Source organism: Streptomyces sp. NPDC005263, from assembly GCF_042872365.1.
In the GTDB taxonomy this organism is placed as follows: domain Bacteria; phylum Actinomycetota; class Actinomycetes; order Streptomycetales; family Streptomycetaceae; genus Streptomyces.
The window spans coordinates 43,281-61,877 of the sequence record NZ_JBIAKJ010000019.1 but is presented as its reverse complement, the minus strand read 5'-3'; the positions used below and the strand labels follow the sequence as shown (position 1 = coordinate 61,877).

Below are 18,597 nucleotides of genomic sequence, written 5' to 3'. Positions count from 1 at the left end.
GCGAGATCTACCGGCTGATCGTTCCCTCAGAAACGGCGGCTGACCATCCAGACTCCGCTGGAGCCGTGAGTTGACATCCATAGGGGCATCAACCTGCGGGCCGCGGTCGCCCGGGTGCTGGGCCTGTCGAGAGCGAGGGTAGAGAACGAGCGGTGGACCGCGTTCCGTTCGCACTACGGCATCGAAAGCATGTACTGCCGCCCGGGAATCGAAGGTGCCCATGAGAAGGGCGGGGTGGAAGGCCAGATCGGCTGGTTCCGGAGAAACCACCTGGTCCCCGTCCCGGAAGTCGCCTCCCTCGCCGAACTCAACGCGATGGTCGAGCGGTGGGATGTAGAGGACGACGACCGCCGCATCCGGTCGCGGCCCAGGACGATCGGCGAGTACTTCGCCGTCGAACGCCCGCTGCTGCAGCCACTGCCGGACGAGCCGTTCGAGACCGGTCGGCTGTTCAGTCTGCGGGTGGACCGATATGCGCAGGTCAGCGTCCGCACGAACCGCTACTCGGTGCCCGTGGGGCTGATCGGCCGCACCGTTCGGGTGATGCTGCACGCCTCCGAGGTCGTCGTCCACGACGGGCGCAAGGAAGTCGCCCGGCACGAGCGGCTGATCGCCAAGGGCCAGTCCCGCCTGGATCTGGACCACTACCTGGAGGCCCTGGTCCGCAAGCCCGGCGCTTTCCCCGGTGCGACTGCCCTGGAACAGGCCCGCTCCGCGGGCAAGTTCACCCCGGTCCATGACGCGTGGTGGGCGGCGGCCTGCAAGGCCCATGGCGACCGGGACGGGACCCGGGCGCTGATCGAGGTCCTGCTGCTGGGCCGGCACCTTCACCACGAGTACCTGGTGACCGGGCTCGCCGCCGCCTTGCGGGTCGGCGCTCTGACCGCGGACGCGGTCGCTCTGGAAGCCCGCAAGGCTGCCGAGGCCGACGACGCCCCGCCCGTTGCAGCAGACCCGGAGCCGGACCGGGCCAGGGTGACGTTCCTGACCGAACGGCGGCTGGCCCACCTGCCGCCCGACAACCGGCCGCTGCCGTCTGTCGCGGCCTACGACCAGCTGCTGCGACCGCGGCGGCCGGACCGATCCGCCGCCGAGGGAGACAGGCCATGACGACGTTCAAACGCCACCGCGGGTTGACCGAACAGGCCGCCGACGCCGCTGTCGACCAGGCATGCCGCATGCTGCGGCTGCCCACTATCCGGGCCCAGTTCCCCGAACTCGCCGAAACGGCCGCCCGTGACCAGATGTCGTATCGCGGCTTCCTCGCCGAACTGTTGATGGCCGAGTGCGACGACCGGGCCCGCCGCCGCTCGGAACGACGGATCAAGGCTGCCGCCTTCCCCCGCGAGAAGTCGCTGCGGGCCTTCGACTTCGAGGCGAACCCCAGCGTGGACCCGGCGGTCATCCACACGCTGGCGACCTGCGAGTGGGTCAAGAAGGGCCTGCCGCTGTGTCTGATCGGTGACTCGGGCACCGGCAAGTCGCACCTGCTGATCGCGCTGGGCACCGAAGCAGCGATGGCCGGCTACCGGGTCAAGTACACACTCGCGACCAAGCTGGTCAACGAGCTGGTCGAGGCCGCGGACGAGAAGGTGCTGACCAAGACCATCGCCCGCTACGGCCGTGTCGATCTTTTGTGCATCGATGAGCTGGGCTATATGGAGCTGGACCGCAGGGGCGCTGAGCTGCTGTTCCAGGTTCTGACGGAACGTGAGGAGAAGAACAGCGTCGCCATCGCCTCGAACGAGAGTTTCAGCGGCTGGACCAAGACCTTCACCGATCCCCGGCTCTGCGCGGCCATCGTCGACAGGCTCACCTTCGGCGGCAACCTGATCCAGACCGGCACCGACTCCTACCGCCTCGCCATCACCCAAGCCCGGGCCGCAGCACAAAACTCTGGCAGCTGACCTCACACAAGTCCTGCTTCCGGTGATCGACTGATCGATCACTTGGCCCGACCTAGAAAGAGAGATCATCATGTGGGGATGTCTGACAACCAATCCTCCGTAGCACCGGCTGTAGTGCGGCTTCCTCAGTACACGAAGACGGACCAGGACGAGATCCTCGGTGACGGCGATGATCCCTTCGGTGTTGCCGCGGTCGGTTTGACCTGGCTGCCCAAAAAAGAGCACTTCGGTATCAGACACGGCGACCGGCTTGTGGCACACGCCGGCCTCCTCCGGCTGCCTGTTGCGATCGGCGATGTCGAGACAGAGGTGGTAGGCGTCGGTGGAGTGGCCGTTGCACCCGACCTGCAGGGCCAGGGGTTGGCCCGGCGCGTGGTCACAGCGGCACTTGACCACGCTCGCACGATGGGTCCTCAGCACGCGCTCCTGTTCTGCCGGCCTCCCCTCGCACCGCTGTACCAGCGCCTCGGATGGCACCCCCTCGACAAGGAGGTGCTTGTCGAACAACCCGAAAACCGCCTGGTGACCATGCCACTGCGGACCATGGTGACGCCCCTGCGCGACAACGCACGCTGGCCTTCAAAGCCAGTGCGTTTGTTCTCCCTCCCGATGTGACGGGCCCCTTCCGTGAAGGCCGTCCAGCGGGGCAACAAAACCCCATTCCGGTGACAGCGGTGTCAGTTCTCGCTGACATTTTCCGGCTCTGTGATCAACAAGTGGTGCTCGAACTCGACGACAAACGGTGTCAGCTCTCGGTTACGAAGCCATACCGGAGGGCCACGGGGCACCTCGCTCCGCGTCAGGACGCCGTGTGAGGCGAAGGCGAGGCGATGGCCCCCATCGGGCAGCACATGGCCAACCTCCGCCGGAAGGACGGCCTGGGCAAGGACCCGGAGCGGGCGGCACAGCGCGCGAAGCAACTGGCCGCGATCGACCCGGACTGGGACTGCCTCTGGCCGCTGGACTGGCAGCGTCACTACCGCGTCCTCGCAGACCTGGTCGACGCCGACGGCCACCTGCCCGACATCGCACCCGGCGTGACCTTCGACGGCGACGACCTGGGCAAGTGGCTCCAGAGGCAGAAACAGCCCGGCACCTGGAAACTACTGTCGGCCGAACAGCAGGAACGGCTGACCACGCTGGGCGTCCAGCCGCTCGAGGCTCCGTCTCCCGCCCCGGCAGCCACGCGTGCGACGAAGGGCCCGAACAAGGCGCAGCAGGCGTTCCAGCGGGGCCTTCAGGCTCTCACGCAGTGGATCGAGCGGGAGGGCCAGGGGCAGGTGCCTCGGAAGGCGGTGGAGACCTTGCCCGACGGGACCGAGACCAAACTCGGCATCTGGTACAGCAACATCAAGACCAGGCGGGACAAGCTCACCCAGGACCAGCTGGACGCACTGCGGAAGCTGGGCGTCGAGTGGGCGTAATCGGTGAGCCAGCACTACACCATGGCGCACAAAGGTCGGCATGTCCGGTCGAGGGTCTCTGCCGCGTAACCGGTGCCAAGCTCGATGCGACACCGGTGTGCCTTCGGATCGATGGGCGTGCAGTCTGCGGACAGCTGCGGTCTGCGTCGCAGGCTTCGGCCGGCAGGAAGGTCCGTGTCCTGTGGAAGGGCGATGACCGCTGCTTCTGCATTCCTGATGACTGCCGCGCGCAGTCGGTCGACCTCTCTACGGGCCAAAATGCGATGGACGATCTTTCGCGGCTGCAGGTTCTGGCTAAGCACGAGCAGGCGGGAAGGACTGAGGGGCCACCAAATGTATTGGCTCGTCAGTGTCGAAGGAGCGCGGCCGGAGGCGTCGGTCGACAGGATGACTGGCTGGTCGCTGGTGATCAACCGCGCTTGAGGGTCGTCCCACAGCTCAAGTTGTCGGGTGGAGTGCTCGTCGGCTGCCGCGTACGCGCTGTGGAAGAGACTCCCTACGAATCCCGTCGTCGTCAGGGTCGGGGTTTCCTGCAGTGCGCGCTTTCTCATCCAGGTGTCCTGCGCCTCCATCAGGCGCTTGCGCTGCGGTGTGCGGTTGCGTTGGAAGGCGAGAACCACGGCGAGCGACATGAAGTCATCGAAGTCCATGTCGTCGTCTGGCTCCCATCCACGCAGCAGGCGCAAAAGCCTTGCGGCCTCGTCATCGATGACGGAGAGCATCGCTTCAGCCTGATTGTGCGGCGCGCCCAGAGGGTCTGTAACGCGGTAGAAGTTTTCCCGAACGCAGGTGTCTCGGAGGCCCCGGAGTCGGTCAAAGCCGTTGATCGTGTCCAGGACCCGTACTCGCTTGCCATCGGGGCTCCAGGCCTTCATGTAGGCCTGGGGAACGTAGTGGTGCCTGCGCGAGACACAGTCGCGTCGTGCCGCTGCCGTCGCCACGTTCGCCATGTACTCCTGCACGCGTGGGTTCACCGCTCGGCCGCCGCCCGACACCGGGACCTGGCCCCACGGATTGGCCACTCGGCTGACCAGCTCCCACTCCATGCCGCTCCCCCTACCTCCCGCTCGATGGCCGCGCTGCAGCGTGTACGCGGTAGGCACGGCTGGTGCGGGTGTTGACAGCCCGATTCTCTCAATGCCATCTGCCGACCGCCCCGAATTATTGCGACCGCGTGGAAACGGCTGATTAGCCCCGCCCGGCCAGGGCTGCCCAACGGGTCCAGCTCACCAATGCCGCGTTCTAGTCCGGGGCGTTTCGTGGACGTCCGACCCAGGCTTGGTGGTGAGAAGCGACGCGTAGCCCCTCGCGCAGGCGTCCACGCAGGACGCCGACACGTGTTCTGCCCTCCAGGACCTGAAGGCCGCTGTTTGATGGGGCTAGGAGCCGTCTGTCGATCAGGACCGGTGGCCGCATCCACGTCCCGTGCTCTTCCCAGTGCTGCCCTACCTTGTGAGGGCGAAGTTCGACCCAGTACACCGGGTTCTTTGCATAGCTCTCGATACAGCCGGCATCGGACGCTCCGGTCGGCATCTCACTGAAGTCAGCGGCCGGAATCGTCTCAAGCTGCCATCTGACCTCGCGCAGGTCGATGCCGCCGTAGTCATGCACGAAGGCGCCGTTGTCACCGTGATCGAAGAGAAACTGCTCGAGGACGTCGTCCGGCCAGTGCAGCGATGCCAGTGCAGGGTCGGCTCGGAAACGGTCATAGCTGAAGCCGCTGCCTTCGCGGCGGCGGGTCATCAGTGGGCTGAGGTCGCCTAGCTTCACGCCGCCATGTGTACCGGAGATTCCGGGCAGTGTTCCCTCCGGCTCAACCCCCAGCCGCCCGTGACCTGGTCAGCGCAGGCCGCTATGCCGGAAGATGCTCCAACGCACAAGGGAGGGGTCTGGGTGACGAACGGCTTCGATGCACGGCTGGCCCCGAAGGGCTGCAACCGGCACGCCACCGCCCACGCTGCCGGCACCGTCCAGTGCACCGCCGCCAACGCCATGATCGCCCTCATGCTCGCTGTCAACGTTCTGCGTGAGATCGATGACCAGGGTTATCCCGTTCAGCTGCACGCCTGACAGGAACACCGCGATGACCGAGCCCATGGACGCCGTCCCCACGACCTATGCCGGCACTCGATTCCGGTCCCGTCTTGAAGCTGACTGGGCCGTCACGCTCGACGGCCTCGGCATTTTGTGGGAGTACGAGCCCGAGCTGATTGTCCTTCCCTCCGGCACCCAGTACGTGCCTGACTTCTGGTTACCTGAGGTAGGAACATGGCTGGAGGTCAAGGGACCGAATACACCCCGGCGGGAGAAGGCAACAGAGCTCGGCAAGGTCCGCGCCTGCCACTGCACCGGCGCCTGCAGCTGCCGGTGGCCCGGCGGTCAATTGGTCCTGCTGGGCTGGCCTTCACACCGCAGTCCGAATCAGCCCGGATATCGGGCCCGTTACGGTCACGCATGGTGGGGCGCGGCGTACGGCCCGAACGCCTACCTCACCGAATGCCCGTCGTGCGCCCGTGCCCACTGGGTCACCCTGCGCAGGCCGTGGCGGTGCCGCGGTTGCCGCGCCAGCCTCGGCGCCACGCCCCGCTTCTACAGCCCAGCAGAACAACTGATCCGATTTGGCGAAGGCGACTCACTCGCGTCAGCTCGCGTCGACGAGGACATGCGGCGGCTCGCGGAGGAAGAGCAGCTTGCTGAAGCCGGGGACGATGACGGCTGGTAACACTGGCCCGGCTCCCAAAGCGGGTGGCTCCGTGTTCACCGCACAGGAGCTACGAGCGAAGAGGATCCGGAGGAAGGATTGCAAGCTGTGGGGACCTGACTCGCTGTAGGCGCTGTAGGCCCACGGCCCCCTGTGTCTCTCGGTGCGCCCTGTTTCCTCAGTTCAGCCCCGATTGTCAGACCCTCCCCTTAGCGTTGTTTGTCCTACTCGTGGCGGCTGCGGGGAGTACCAATGGACGACGACCTTCAGATCGACAGCGACGAAGACCTCTTCCGCAACCCCGTCTTCTACGAACCGGCCGGCCACAACCTCGACTTGGACCGTCCCGACCTCGGCGTCCCGCTAGGCCAAGACCTCCTGAACGTGCTCCTGCGCATGCGCGGACGTGTTCCTGTCGAGAAGCGCGGGCTCATCTGCCCCGACTGCCGGGATCTCCGCGGCCGGCGCGTTCCCATGTACCTCGTCCAGCGTGACGGCGTATGGCTTGCCTCCCACTACCGGAAGCCCGGGGAGAAGCCCATCAGTCATGAGTCCGACGAGCACCTCGCCCGTAAGGAGCGCGTCGCGAAGGACTCCGAAGATCACGGCTTTCACGCCGATATCGAGTCGCAGACCGCCGACGGGCACGCGCGCCTCGATGTACGCATCAACGGCGCCAACGGCATCGTCCTGGGCTACGAGCCTCAGCTGAGCGTCCAGACAGCCCGCGGAATGCGTGCACGGGAGGGGTTCCGGTGCCGCGGCGGTATTCAGTCGGTCTGGGACTTCGCCGACCCCGACCACGCAGGCATCGGCACCGTCCCTTACGTCCGCACGCCCAACCTGCCGGCCTCCGTCATCCGCGTGCAGAAGAACCCCATCGCGGTCCAGGACGGCAATTTCGTCCTGGAGGAGGGCCAGTGCAGCCAGAACGGCGCTCTCACACGGTGCCCGGAGAAGCCCTACGACCCGGAGAACCCCACCGACGCCGGGTATTGCGGGGGCTGGCACCGCGTCCTCATGCCCGCCCATCAGTCGAGCGCCTTCACAGGGGAAGGTGGCCTGACCCTTACCCGGTTCATCGTGGAAGCTGCGGCCGGTGAGCGGGTCCCGTTCCAGCGGGGCGGCCACCACGGTTGGCTCCCCGCTCAGCAATGGCAGCAGTACCTCGAGGCGAACGGGCCCGCACTGGACGACAGGGAGCGCCAGCCATCCGTACGACAGGGGGGCCGGCGCGACAGGTGCACCGAGGACCGTCCGGCTTCAGAGGTGCGGGCTGAACCGAAGCAGAGACGTGGCAGCCGCGCGATCGTCCTTGAGTCCCGCCCCCGAGAAACCGAGACCGCCAGGGTTCCGGTCGACGCGTCGGGTCAAGCGATCCCGCTCTGCCGCTTCGGCTGCGGTCAGCCCGCAAGCCTTCAAGGACCCGAAGGGCTGCCCGAACACTTCTCGTGCCGCAGGAAGCATGAGGCGTGATCTATCGGCCACCGCTGACCGCCCTCGCTGCGTCACCTGATGCCAGAGCCCACTGCCCGGTTCGGGTGGGGGGATGCCGTGTTTCCGCCTGACACGTCAGTCCCCGGCGCCACAGGACGACGCCTACCGGTCCTCGGTGCGGGGCTGAATACAAGGTCCGCGAGAGGAGCGGTGCGGGCGGCCCCCCCCCCCCCCGGACAGGTGGCCGCCCGCGCGCTGTCACAAGCTGAGGTAAAGCGCACGGCGCACCAGGTCGGCCACGTAGTGGACCAGCATCAGGCCCCGGCCGCCCAACTAGCCGCGCTCCGGCGGGCGGCGGCCGGCCAGCGGATCGGCCAGCCGGCCCGCATCGCGGACCTCACACACCAGCTGCCCCTGGGCGGCCGCCGGGCAGCACACCGGCACGACATGCCGGTCCCGCCGAACGCACCACTGCCCGCCCGCGTTCGGCGCACCACAGCATGTCTGGGAGGATGGCCGGCAGCCGTCCATACCGGGTGCAGAACCTGCGGGCGGCGAGAGGCGGGCGGGTACGGGCAGCGGCCCGGCGGGCGGGAGAGCGGAGCGGTGCGGCACATACCGGAGTACCCGGAGTACCTCGCCGCGGTCGTGTTCGCCGCGGGCGGCGTCGTCAACGCCCTGCTGGCACCGCACCGGTTCTCCACCGCCGTCCTGTTCTGCCTCGCGGTGACCTCTGCCGGACTCGGCGTGGCCGGTCGCAGTGCGGCAGCCCACCCGACCATCACCACCGTCCTCGCCGTCGCCGCCCTGCTCCTGGCACTCGCGCTGGGCCTGCTGCTGCTGGCCGACGGCGTCCTCCTGACCCGGCGCCACGGACCGCAGGCAGCCCTGCTGGCGACCGGGGCCGCCGGCTGCGCGGTGCTGGCGGTGCTCGGCCTCGACGCGGTCTTCCACGCGGTCGGCGGCGAGGCGTTCGGTGCCCTCGTGGTCGCGGTGAACGCGGCCGCGGGATACCTCACTCTGCTCTTCCTCGTCTTCGCCGGCTACGTGTTCGTCCGGGGCCGTAGCACCCCCCTGCCGGAAACCACCCATGTCGTCATCCTGGGTGCCGGGCTCGACGGCGACCGGCCCGGCCCGCTGCTGACCCGCAGGCTGGAGCGCGCCCTCGCGATCGACGCCGCCCGCGCACCGGACACGCCTCGTGTGGTGTTCGTCGTCTCGGGCGGCCAAGGCGACGACGAGATCCACTCCGAGGCGGACACGATGGCCGACTATCTGCGCGGACGCGGAGTTCCCGCCGACCAGATCGTGCGGGAAGACCGCTCCGTCAATACCGGTCAGAACCTCCGCTTCAGCGCGGCCCTCGTGGACGGCACCGCTCCCGGCCACCGTGCCACGGTGGTCACCAGCTGCTTCCACGTCTACCGCACCACCCTGCTGGCCCGCCGCATCGGCGTGCCCGTGCACGTCGTGGGCACGCCGACCTCCCCCGCCTACTGGCTGGCCGCGACACTGCGCGAATTCGCCGCCATCCTGTGGCTGGACCGCCTCCCCCTGGTCGGACTCAGCCTGCTGCTGGCAGTGCCGGTGGCGACGGCGGTCTTCGATCACTGAAGCGCCGGCGCCCCGATCAGGCGCCGGCCCAGCGGTTCGCCGCCGTCGAGGTCCGTTCCCGGAGTCTTGCTCGCGTCAGGACGCCTCGGCGTGCGCGGCGATCGTCGACAGCCTCGATCAGCACCGCGTCGGTCAGCCCTAGGTGCCGCTTCAACTCGCCGTCACCGGCCCGCCCCAGCACGCGACCGGCGAGCGGGCCACCCAGGAGTCGGACGATCACAGCGGCACTTCCAGCCGGCGAGACCTTCCAGCCAATGATGGGGCTCGGCACCGGAAGGACAGCACCGGGGCGTCGGCAACTTCCGTCCCTGCCTCCGCGGCCGGGCTGACGGCGGCCAGGCGCGGCGGTCCCGGCCGACGGGCAACCGGCTGAGCGCGCCCCGATCCCCGGCCGCGTCCGCCCACCCACTCCTGCCATCCCTCTCCTCCCACTCCAGCAAGGTCATGGGCAAAAGCGGCCGCAACGGGGATGTCAGAGGCCCGACCATGCCCGTACGGCGGGGGGTGACCTGCACGAATGCGGCGGCGTCGGTAAGGCTCGCACAAGAGATGTCGCGAGAGTTGTTGTGAGGGTTGTTGCAAGGGATGTTGCCGCGCGGCAGAGCGGAGGGCGGGGCCCTACTCGGTCGGGTGAAGACGCCGGGATCGGAGAACTTCTGTGGGCGCCGGTGCGTAGTGCCGGGCATGAGGCAGATTACTGACGCGCATGTGGCAGAGCCGGGGCTGGCCGTGGTGGAGGTCGCGGCCGCTGATGACGAGACCGCTTTCGCCATCCAGGAGCTGCTCGCCGCACAGTGCGCGATCGCAGCGGCGGACCGTACGACCCGGGAGCCCGGCGAGCCCGGTGTACGGCTGTGCTGCTCCCTGGACCTGCGCCAGGAACCCGGCTCGTAGCGCTGCAGGCGGGGCGGTCGCGTCCCAGCTGACCAGCCGTGGTCGGGCCGGTGGTCGGGTGTGCCCGCGCCGCCCGGTTTGCGGACGGATGGGCCGGGTGGAAGGCATGGGGCTGTGACGTGGACGCTGCCGGAACCGATGCTCGCCGCCCCCGTGTCCGACCCGACGCTGCGGCCCGGGTGGGTGGCAGAGCCGAAGTTATGGACAGGGTTTGTTGTTGTCCGTTGTCCAGTGCTAACGGCCCACGGCGAGAACGACGCACAGGTCTTCGTCAAGTCAGCATCACCGACCACCGTCTCGCGCGGCAGGCTCCCTCCGGGGACGCCGGACGGCGAGGATGACGAGTCATGACGATCGTGTTCCGGGTGCCCGCTGGTGGTGCTGATCGGGTGGGGTTCGCCTACTCGCCGACGATGGAAGCCGTACTGAGCCTTCATGTGCTGGTGGAGCCCAAGCACCACCCCGTCCAGCACGGCTGGGTACGCGCGATGCGCAAGCTGTCGCCGGCGCTGAAGCGGGAGATCGAGGCGTTCTCCTACGCGGTGCGCTCGTACTTTCCCGAGTTCCTCTTCCCGCGGCCGACCGGCGGCCTGGCGGACTTCGGCAGCGAGCTGGCCGGCCTGCGTACGGCGGACCCGGAGCTGGTCCGGCTGGAGTTCGCCGTCCCGCTGCTTGCGCCGTGGCCGGGCGGCGGCGAGGGCAGGGATCCACACGCGCTGCGGGAACCGGAGGTACGCGCCCTGCTGCGGGAGCGTGTCACACGTGAGAGCGACGAAGCGATGGCCGCGATGCTCCTGGACGACCCCCGCGCACTCCTCGAAAGGTTCCTGAGCATGCTGGAACGCTACTGGCGGGAAGCGTTCGAGGAGGAATGGGCCCGGATCGAACCGGAACTGGCCGCCGGGGTGAGCGAGGCCGGGCACCAGATCGAACAGCGCGGACTGTACGGCATGCTCCGCGGCCTGTGGCCGGAGGTGCGCAGCGACCGGCAGGCCGAACGCTTCTGGCTGGAGCGCCCGCACGACCACGAGGTCGCCATCGGCCCGGACGACACCCTGCTGCTCGCCCCCAGCGCCTACGTGTGGCCGCACGTACGGGTCAACTGCGACGGCCCCTGGCCGCTTGGCCTCGTCTTTCCCGTCTCGTCGATCGCCCGGGAAGCCCGCCCCAGGATTCCTCCCACACAGCTCCTCGCCATGCTCCGCGCGCTCGCCGACGACACCCGCCTGCGCGCCCTCCGACTGATCGCCGAACGCCCGCGCAGCACCCAGGAGTTGGCCCCGCTCGTCGGCGTCAGCGAGGCCGCCCTGTCCAAACACTTGCGGGTCCTGGCGGACGCGGGCCTGCTCGAACGCCGCCGTGAGGGCTACTACGTCCTCTACCGGCTCCTGCCCGGACAGGTGGCAAGTCTCGCTCCCAGCCTGGAGAGCTTCCTGCACGCCAGCGACCCCATTGATTAGCCATCTGCCTAATAAGTGGATCAGGTGTGGGAGGGGATCCGACAGTGGCGGCATGTCACTGCTCAGGGACCGCGATTTCCTGCTTCTCTTCGTCGGCCAGGCCGTCTCACGCTTCGGCGACGGCCTGTACACCGCCGCGACCGCCTGGCTGGCCTGGTCGCTGACGAAAAACCCGACGGCCGTCGCCGTGGTCAGCGTTTCCGCGTTCGCGCCCGCGTTCCTGGCCACGTTCGTGTCCGCCTCGTACGCCGACCGTTACGACCGCCGCAAGCTGATGATCGCCTCCGATCTGGCCCGGGTCGCCGTGGTGGCGGTAGCCGCGGTGCTGCTGTCCTTCGGCCTGCTGGACCTGCCCCTGCTCGTGGCGACCACGGCGCTGCTGGCCCTGATCGGCGCCCCGTTCGCCCCGGCCCGCAACGCCATCGTCACGCAGATCGTCCCGGCCGACCGTCTGCAGCAGGCCAACGGGCTGCTGCAAGTCGCCTTCCGGGCCGCCTTCTTCGTCGGCCCGCTCATGCTCGCGCCGCTGCTGGCCTACGGCTCCATGCGGGCGGCGCTGGTGGTCAACGGACTGACCTTCCTCGGTTCGGCGGGCGCCGTGGCCGCCCTCCGCGTGACCCGCCCCGTCCCGGCCGCCGGCCAGGCGGGCCTGTGGGCCGATCTCGCCGCCGGGCTCAAGGCCGTGCGGGCCGCTCCCGACGTCCTCGTGGTCATCGTGACCTTCGTGCTCGCCCTCGCTCTGACCAGCGGTTTCCTGACGGTGGGGCTGGTCGCCGTCGTGGGGCAGGGCGGCCGCTACGGCCTGCTGCTGGGCGTCGCCGGGGTCGCCGAAGTGGCGGGGGCGCTCCTGCTGGCCGGCCTGCGGATGCGCAGACTCGCCCTGGCGGCGGTGCTGGCCTGGGCCCTGCTCGGAATCTTCCGTGCGCCGCTCGGAATCGTCACCTCCACAGCCGGGGCCGCAGTGCTCCTGATCGCCACCGGGCTGGCCTCAGCCCTCACAGACATCCCGCTGATCGCGCTGGTGCAGCAGCGCATACCGAGCCACCATCTGGCGAAGGCGTTGGGTCTGTGGGAGGCCGGAGTGGCAGGAGCCCTGGCCGTTTCCCCCTTCGTGGCCTCGACCACCATCGCACTCACCGGAGTCCAGGACGCCTTCCTCCTCTCGGGCGCCGCCCTCGTCGTTCTGGCCATGAGTGCCGCGCTCACCCTGGCCCGCACAGCCAGAGCACAGCGGCCCGGGCATTTGCGCATCGGCGTCCCGTCTGGTTCCGAGGCCGAACAACCGGCAGTCGCGCCGGAGTCCGCCCAGTGACTGACCCCCTGCTGTCCTCCAACCAGCCCCGATCCCGGACGGAGCGCCGTGAGCGAGGCTCGCCGCACCCGTCGTGAGCCGCCCGCGCTGAACCAGACTTCCGCGCCGCCGCCTTTTCTGGTGCATGCGAAGACGGTGCCGCCGTGCGACGTCGCGACATCCCGCACGATGGCCAGGCCGAGGCCAGAGCCCGCCCGACCTCCTGGCAGACCCGCACATCCCCTGCCGTCAGCAGTTTTCGGATCACGGTGCCGGGGACAGGGACCGGCCTGGGCCTGACGATCGCGGCCGGCCAGACACGCCTCCTGGGCGCCCGCCTGACCGTCACCGCCCTCGCCAAGCGGCCGACGACACTCGCCGGCTGCTGGACGATCTTGAAAGGAGCCAGTGGCGGCGGATCAGGCGGGGGGCGTGGCGGGTGAGCCAGGCGCTGGCCAGGCCGATGGCGGCGCCGGTGGCTACGTCACTTGGGTAGTGGGCGCCGCTTTGCACGCGCCCTCGAGCGCCACCATGGCGGCGAATACGGCGCACGCTGCTCCGGCGGCCGGCCACGCGGGTGCGACAGCGGCGGTGAATGCCACTGCCGCGGCGGTGTGTCCGGAGGGGAAGGAGGAGGAGTCGGGGCGGTCCTCGACCTCGTCGTGGGGGAACCACTCCTTCGGCGGCCGGGGCCGGTCGGCCAGCTGCTTGCACAGACCGTTCGAGATCAGCTGTGCCATCACCAGGGCACCCAGTCCGGCCACCGCCGCCTTACGGCCGCGCCACCCGCCCGCCCACGCCATCGCGGCACCGGCGCCACACCACAGCTTCGTGCTCTCAGCCGTCTCCTCCACCGCCGAGAGCACCTTGCCGACGCCGGGCGGGACGCGGAAGGCCGCCTGTTTGGTCAGCGACCGATCAGCGTCACGCAACCCCGCCAGAAGCCTCATGGGAGGCGAGTATCCCGAGGTCACCGACCCACACCCAAGATCATCAGGTGGCGGGTCACGTCTCGCCCAGGCGGCGCCGATCCTCCTCGTCCCATTTCCGGGTGTCGCGGGGCTGGGTGTACGGCTCCGCCTCGGCCGGGTGGCCGCCCGCGATGGCCCGCTGGCGTACGGTCTCGGCGTCGAACTCCAGCCCCAGCAGAATGGCCAGGTTGGTGATCCACAGCCACAGGAGGAAGACGATGACGCCGGACATGGTGCCGTAGGTCTTGTTGTAGGAGGCGAAGTTCGCGACGTAGAACGCGAAGGCGGCGGAGGCGATCATCCAGATGACCAGGGCGAGGAAGCTGCCCGGGATACGGGTCCGTGAGATCGACAGCTATGAGGGGCGGCGCCTGCTGAGGATCGTCCGCAAGGGCACCCGGCTCGGTGGTGACCTGGCGGCCAGCCCAGATGATTTTGCTCTCCGCGCAGGGCATGCCCGCTGCGAGGATCGCCGAGGTGACGTTCACCAGAGACGACCGGGTCCGCAATGTGATCCACAACTTCAACACCGACGGCTTCAATGTCCTCCATCCGAAGGGCAGAGGCGGCAGGCCGAAGACGTTCACGCTGCCCGAACGCCGCGAGATCAAGAAGATCGCGAGTGCTGCGGGAGACGCCCAGGTCCACGGCCAGGGCATTCGTGGAGCCCTGGCGCGCGTGCGAAGGAATTTCATCTGGGCTCGGTAGCCGAGACCAGCACGGTTATCGATGGACGTCTTCACAGAGGCGGAACGCGACCGGCTGGTGACGGCCGCGGTGGAACGGATCGTGGCGGCGCAGTAGATGCGCGGCGGTGCGGAGCCGTGCCGTTATGAGGCCGGGCCGCTGCCATCATCGACTGCCACGCTGATGTGGGACAGCCACGGGCGTTCGGCGGTCACGTAAACGCGGGTGCCGGTCGGCTCCCTCACCTTACGGACCTGCGGATCGGCTCCCGCGACACGGAAGCAGCGGACATCGATTGCCCCGATGGGGGCCGGGACGGTGATGACGAGGCTGTACGTGAAGATCCGGCTTCCCCACAGGCCCCGATAGAGGGAGCCGCCGTGCACGCCGGATACAACGGCCTCGACCCCGTGCTCCGACACCGCCGCGTATTCCCCCGGCCCGAGGCGGAAGACGACGCCCCTGCCGACCTGCCGGACGTTGTCCGTGCCCGCCAGGCGTCCCGTGCCGTGCAACGGCATCGTCGCGTACACCCCGGGACGTCCGGAGGACGGGGAGTCGGACCTGCGCGTCACCGTTGACACGGTGGCGTGCGGCCCCGGCCCCAATCGCACGGTGGCGTCCCTGCGCAGCAGACCCTGGGCGGCGAGCTCGTGCACGGTGACGACGTTGCGGCGATGGAAGGCGTGCGCGAGCGTCTCCCACGACTCGTGCACCTCACCGTCGGGCCACGCTCTCTGCGCCTCGTACGCGAGCAGCGCCAGCCGACGCAGGCCCAGGCTCTGCAACTGGCACCAGATTCCACGGGTGTTCTCCAGAGTTTGACCGAGCCGTTCCTCCTCGCTGCGGGCTACCTCCGGATCAATCCGGGAGAGCTCCCCCAGCCTCCGCGAGCACTGCAGGAAGCGCCGCAGGTACCGCTTCCGCCATACATTGCCAGGCGCCAGCAGCACGCAGTTCGCGACCTGGAGATAGGAGAGCGCGGCCTCCACCGGCAGCTTCGCCCGGTCCAGGGCCTGGGCGGTGCGGAAGCCCTGCTCCACGCCTCGGGCGTGGTCGTCCTGCTGGTAATACCACTCGGCCAGGTCATTGAGGTGGCACACGGTCTCCCGCTGGGACCGGTTCAGCAGGGGGACCAGATCGGCGTACACCTCGGCGGCCCGCGCGTGGTCGCCGACCGAGGCGTGGTAGACGGAAAGGGCGCCCAGCACAGCTGATCTGTGCGCCGTGCGCAGTACCGGCGATGCGATGCGCTCGGTCAGCGGCAGGATTCGGGCGAGGAACGCCTCGTCGACCCGGCGGCCGCCCAGCGCCGCGTGGAGCAGCAGATTGGTTGCGGTGACAAGCGCGTTGTCCACGTCTCCCGCGGCCAGTTGGACGGTGAAGGAGCGACTGTGCTGGTCCGTGACGGACCGGTCACCGGTGAGCCCGCGTGCCGTGGCGAGATTGGACGCCGCGTTGACCGCGACAGGCGATCCCGCCGTCGCGAGTTCGCCCGCGGCCTCGAAGAATGCGACGGCGGCGTCGAATTCCTGGAGTCGGAGACGGACGACCCCGAACCTGTTGGCGAGTTCACCCTTGTCCTGGACCGCGAAGGCAAGTAGATCGACGGTCTCATGGCCGGTGCCGCTGCCGTCCCGGCTCCATACCGTCGTGCTGTGCATGGGATTTCCGGTGCGGATCCGCTGGATGAGGGCCTTGTCGGTGACAGAGCCGTCCGGCTCCAGATCGCTCGGAACGGTCACCAGCTTGGCCGCCAGTTCGAACATGGTCACGGCGTCGCGGCACGGCTCCGGCTCCGCGACCTGGGCCAGGGAAGCGGCCAGCGGCAGAAGGTCGTTGAGGGCGAACTTGGAGCCGAGATTGTAGAATCCGTGATCGCCGAGGGCGGCGAGCTGAATCGGAGAGGCAGCCTGCTCGGCCTCGGTGAAAGGGCGCCCCCGATGCCGGTCGTGCCTCTCCTCCCATTCGAGTAGTTCTCGCAACACCCCCATGGCCAGACCGGTCATCTGCGCGAGCACGGGCCGCTGCCGGGATCTGGGCAATGCCTGCAACAGGTGCCTGCCGAAGTCGAGATGGGCCAGTCCGATCAGGAAGCCGACGTCCAGCGTCGTGAGCTGGGTCCACGGCGAGGGAAGATGCAACGGCATCTCGCCAGGCCGGACGAGCGCGGAGAACCGGCGGTGGAGACTGGCCGTGACAACCGGGTGGAGTTCCAGTGCCGTGCCGGTGTCGCCCTCGACCAGGAGCTGCTTCAGGCAGTCGAAAAGGGTATTGAACATGTTGGCCAGGAGCTCGATCGTCTCCTGGTCGTTCAGTGCCGGCACCGCGAGAGAAGTGACACCGGGAAGGCCTACATAGACGTAGGCGGCGGCTGCCTCGAAGGAGCGCTCCGGCGCTTCCCGGATCGCGGTGGCGAGCAGATCGGGAACCGGCGTCTCGGGCCGGGAGTGCAGCAGTTCGCCTAAACCGCCACCGACGGACGCCGCGTCGGCGTTGGTGACCGGCCAGAGCGTGGCGATCACGGCCCGGGCGCCCGCCGTGATAAACGCTTCGCCCGAAGTAGCCCAGCTGGAACAGGAGTTGTTGAAGACCACGGGCATTCCGCGCAGTTTCCAGGTTTTGATCAGCCCGCTGGAGATCTCGTCGTTGTCGTGATCGTCGAAGTGATCGCCCTCGCCGTGGGCGATGAGCACCACCAGGTCGGTCTCCACTCGGCGGAGGATCTCTTCGAGCACCTTCCGGCGTGCCCGCGGTCCGGCGAGCACCAGGGGATGTGACAGCCCCTCGGCGAGCCGGCGCGAATAGACCTCGCCTTCGGTCGAGGCGCAGGCTTGCAGAGCGTCGAACACGACGCTGACGGGGGCGTCCGGGGCGCGCTCGGTCGGCCCGCGCAGGGCACGTGGCACGAGAACGGCACCCGTGCGCCCCGGAAGGTGCGCGATCGTGTGGTGATCCTTCCAGTGCCCCAGGCCGGGATCGGTGTCCGACACGGGTGTCAGGTGGAGGGGCAGGTCCCGCGTGAAGATCGTGAGGGTGTGGGCGTGGGGACGCCGGAGCGAGCCGGGTACCACGCGTGCCGCCCGGCGTACCAGTTCCGCCGGGTCGCCGACGGCTCCGGCGAACCCGATACCCGGTTCGAACGGCGGTAGGAATGCCACCGGATGTGCGCAAGCGTCCGCGTAGCCGACCGCTTGACAGACCAGGAGGTCCTCCAAGGTGCTCTCGCATACGACGAGTTCGGGCCCCTCTCCTGGTCCCGGGAGCGGCACCCCCGTGAGTTCACCGGGCTGCCACTCCGCCAGAACGGTGCCGTCGTCGTGGGCAAGGTGCAGACCGGGGCCGGTACTCGGGTCGAGGACCAGACGCGCCCCGTGCTGTATCGCGAGATACAGCGCAGGACCGTGCGTGTCCGGCCGGTCGGGTGCCGTCAGCGTCGCCGTGAGCGGCGGACAGCCGGGCCAGGTACCGGTGCTGGGGTCCGCCGCCACGAAGCGTGGTTCGTTCCCAGGGTCGGCCAGTCCCACGCCGATCACGAGAGAACACTCGACGCCGTCGAGCAGGCGCCGCCGCGTGGCGGGGTCCGCCCACTCCTCCGCGCCGACCACGAAGGCGGGAACCATTCCCCGGCCGCACATGGCCCGTGCCCGGAGTGCTGCGCGCTCGTACCCGCGGGCCACGACGATGACCCGGTCCTGGACACCCCTGTCCGGTGCTCGGCTGTCGACGACGAAGACGACCTCTCCTTCGGCCCCGGCGGTTTCCACGGAGAAGCAGCCGTCTCGGTAGTCCCAGTCGAGGGCGGTGTGCACGGTCAGGGTGATGCCCTGCCCGAGTCCGAACACCGCGCCGTGCCGGTCCGTGCTCTGCCAGCGGACGCGGTAGCGTGCCAGGGCGGGCAGGGAGATCCGGAGCAGTACCGAAGCGTGCCCCGGCTCCGTGGAACCCTGGCGCGAGTACGCCAGCCCTCGCCCGAAGCCGCCCGGCATCTGGTGGTGCACACCGTCCATGACGATCTGGGAAACGAGGCGCCGCTCGTACGAGGACCCTGGCTCCTCCCTTGGTTCAGGCGCGAGATCCTCCAGGGGCTCCTCGGCGAAGGCGACCGTGGCGCCACGGCGCGCGCGGTCGCGGATGCCGCACAGCCCGTCGGCTCCCTCGAGGAAGTAGATGTGGTTGTACTCGCCGAAGTACGCCTGAGCCACGCCGCT

Annotated in this window: 15 protein-coding genes and 3 pseudogenes; 12 read left to right on the top strand and 6 right to left on the bottom strand. The window is 68.9% G+C overall.

From position 1 onward, the window contains the following. The first annotated feature begins 234 nt into the window (after positions 1–234). From ACFYRY_RS41405 to ACFYRY_RS41390, 4 genes and pseudogenes are all read left to right on the top strand, one after another. A complete protein-coding gene (locus ACFYRY_RS41405) occupies positions 235–1,110 on the top strand; it encodes a hypothetical protein (RefSeq protein WP_389158211.1) in 876 nt (291 codons plus the stop codon). Beyond that, positions 1,107–1,907, top strand: a complete 801-nt coding sequence (gene istB, locus ACFYRY_RS41400) for an IS21-like element helper ATPase IstB (RefSeq protein WP_389158208.1) — start codon at positions 1,107–1,109, stop codon at positions 1,905–1,907. Before ACFYRY_RS41405 ends, istB begins: the two co-directional genes overlap by 4 nt. A gap of 78 nt (positions 1,908–1,985) precedes the next feature. Next, positions 1,986–2,522 carry a GNAT family N-acetyltransferase gene (locus ACFYRY_RS41395; RefSeq protein WP_389158205.1) on the top strand — a complete coding sequence of 179 codons (537 nt, stop codon included), beginning with the start codon at positions 1,986–1,988 and terminating at the stop codon, positions 2,520–2,522. A 149-nt stretch (positions 2,523–2,671) separates the two neighbouring features. After that, positions 2,672–3,331, top strand: a pseudogene (locus tag ACFYRY_RS41390) (helicase associated domain-containing protein); the annotation flags it as partial. Positions 3,332–3,345: 14 nt separating this feature from the next. On the opposite strand, the gene ACFYRY_RS41385 reads toward ACFYRY_RS41390, so the two are convergent. Together ACFYRY_RS41385 and ACFYRY_RS41380 are read right to left on the bottom strand one after the other, a co-directional pair. Next, complete coding sequence (locus ACFYRY_RS41385; RefSeq protein WP_389158202.1) at positions 3,346–4,377, bottom strand: DUF4238 domain-containing protein; 1,032 nt, start codon at positions 4,375–4,377, stop codon at positions 3,346–3,348. Between the two features lie 196 nt (positions 4,378–4,573). Further along, a complete protein-coding gene (locus ACFYRY_RS41380; protein WP_389158199.1) occupies positions 4,574–5,101 on the bottom strand; it encodes a hypothetical protein in 528 nt (175 codons plus the stop codon). Between the two features lie 123 nt (positions 5,102–5,224). Between ACFYRY_RS41380 and ACFYRY_RS41375 the strand changes: the two genes are divergently transcribed. From ACFYRY_RS41375 to ACFYRY_RS41360, 4 genes are all read left to right on the top strand, one after another. Then, positions 5,225–5,401 (top strand): hypothetical protein, encoded by a 177-nt coding sequence (locus ACFYRY_RS41375; RefSeq protein WP_389158196.1) that lies wholly within the window; start codon positions 5,225–5,227, stop codon positions 5,399–5,401. A 13-nt stretch (positions 5,402–5,414) separates the two neighbouring features. Beyond that, complete coding sequence (locus tag ACFYRY_RS41370) at positions 5,415–6,053, top strand: hypothetical protein (RefSeq protein WP_389158193.1); 639 nt, start codon at positions 5,415–5,417, stop codon at positions 6,051–6,053. A 315-nt stretch (positions 6,054–6,368) separates the two neighbouring features. Then, positions 6,369–7,508, top strand: a complete 1,140-nt coding sequence (locus tag ACFYRY_RS41365; protein ID WP_389158190.1) for a hypothetical protein — start codon at positions 6,369–6,371, stop codon at positions 7,506–7,508. Between the two features lie 567 nt (positions 7,509–8,075). Further along, a complete protein-coding gene (locus ACFYRY_RS41360) occupies positions 8,076–9,083 on the top strand; it encodes a YdcF family protein (protein ID WP_389158189.1) in 1,008 nt (335 codons plus the stop codon). Between the two features lie 16 nt (positions 9,084–9,099). Here the strand turns inward: ACFYRY_RS41360 and ACFYRY_RS41355 are convergent, their stop codons facing one another. Continuing rightward, entirely contained in the window at positions 9,100–9,303 is a 204-nt protein-coding gene (locus tag ACFYRY_RS41355; RefSeq protein WP_389158186.1) for a hypothetical protein, read from the bottom strand. Positions 9,304–9,767: 464 nt separating this feature from the next. Here ACFYRY_RS41355 and ACFYRY_RS41350 point away from each other — a divergent pair, with 464 nt between their 5' ends. The 3 genes from ACFYRY_RS41350 (at position 9,768) to ACFYRY_RS41340 (ending at position 12,749) form a co-directional block, all read left to right on the top strand. After that, on the top strand, positions 9,768–9,977 hold the full coding sequence (locus ACFYRY_RS41350) for a DUF6207 family protein (RefSeq protein WP_389158183.1): 210 nt from the start codon (positions 9,768–9,770) through the stop codon (positions 9,975–9,977). Between the two features lie 347 nt (positions 9,978–10,324). Beyond that, positions 10,325–11,437, top strand: a complete 1,113-nt coding sequence (locus tag ACFYRY_RS41345; RefSeq protein ID WP_389158180.1) for a DUF5937 family protein — start codon at positions 10,325–10,327, stop codon at positions 11,435–11,437. Positions 11,438–11,489: 52 nt separating this feature from the next. Continuing rightward, a complete protein-coding gene (locus ACFYRY_RS41340; protein WP_389158177.1) occupies positions 11,490–12,749 on the top strand; it encodes an MFS transporter in 1,260 nt (419 codons plus the stop codon). Between the two features lie 458 nt (positions 12,750–13,207). Here the strand turns inward: ACFYRY_RS41340 and ACFYRY_RS41335 are convergent, their stop codons facing one another. Together ACFYRY_RS41335 and ACFYRY_RS41330 are read right to left on the bottom strand one after the other, a co-directional pair. Continuing rightward, positions 13,208–13,678 (bottom strand): phosphatase PAP2 family protein, encoded by a 471-nt coding sequence (locus ACFYRY_RS41335; RefSeq protein WP_389158174.1) that lies wholly within the window; start codon positions 13,676–13,678, stop codon positions 13,208–13,210. A 55-nt stretch (positions 13,679–13,733) separates the two neighbouring features. Beyond that, a pseudogene (locus tag ACFYRY_RS41330) lies at positions 13,734–14,030 on the bottom strand (YihY/virulence factor BrkB family protein); the annotation flags it as partial. Here ACFYRY_RS41330 and ACFYRY_RS41325 point away from each other — a divergent pair. Continuing rightward, positions 14,005–14,326, top strand: a pseudogene (locus ACFYRY_RS41325) (IS630 family transposase); the annotation flags it as partial. The pseudogenes ACFYRY_RS41330 and ACFYRY_RS41325 sit on opposite strands and share 26 nt — an antisense overlap. Before the next feature lie 203 nt (positions 14,327–14,529). On the opposite strand, the gene ACFYRY_RS41320 reads toward ACFYRY_RS41325, so the two are convergent. Then, complete coding sequence (locus ACFYRY_RS41320) at positions 14,530–18,591, bottom strand: hypothetical protein (RefSeq protein WP_389158171.1); 4,062 nt, start codon at positions 18,589–18,591, stop codon at positions 14,530–14,532. Positions 18,592–18,597: the final 6 nt, after the last annotated feature.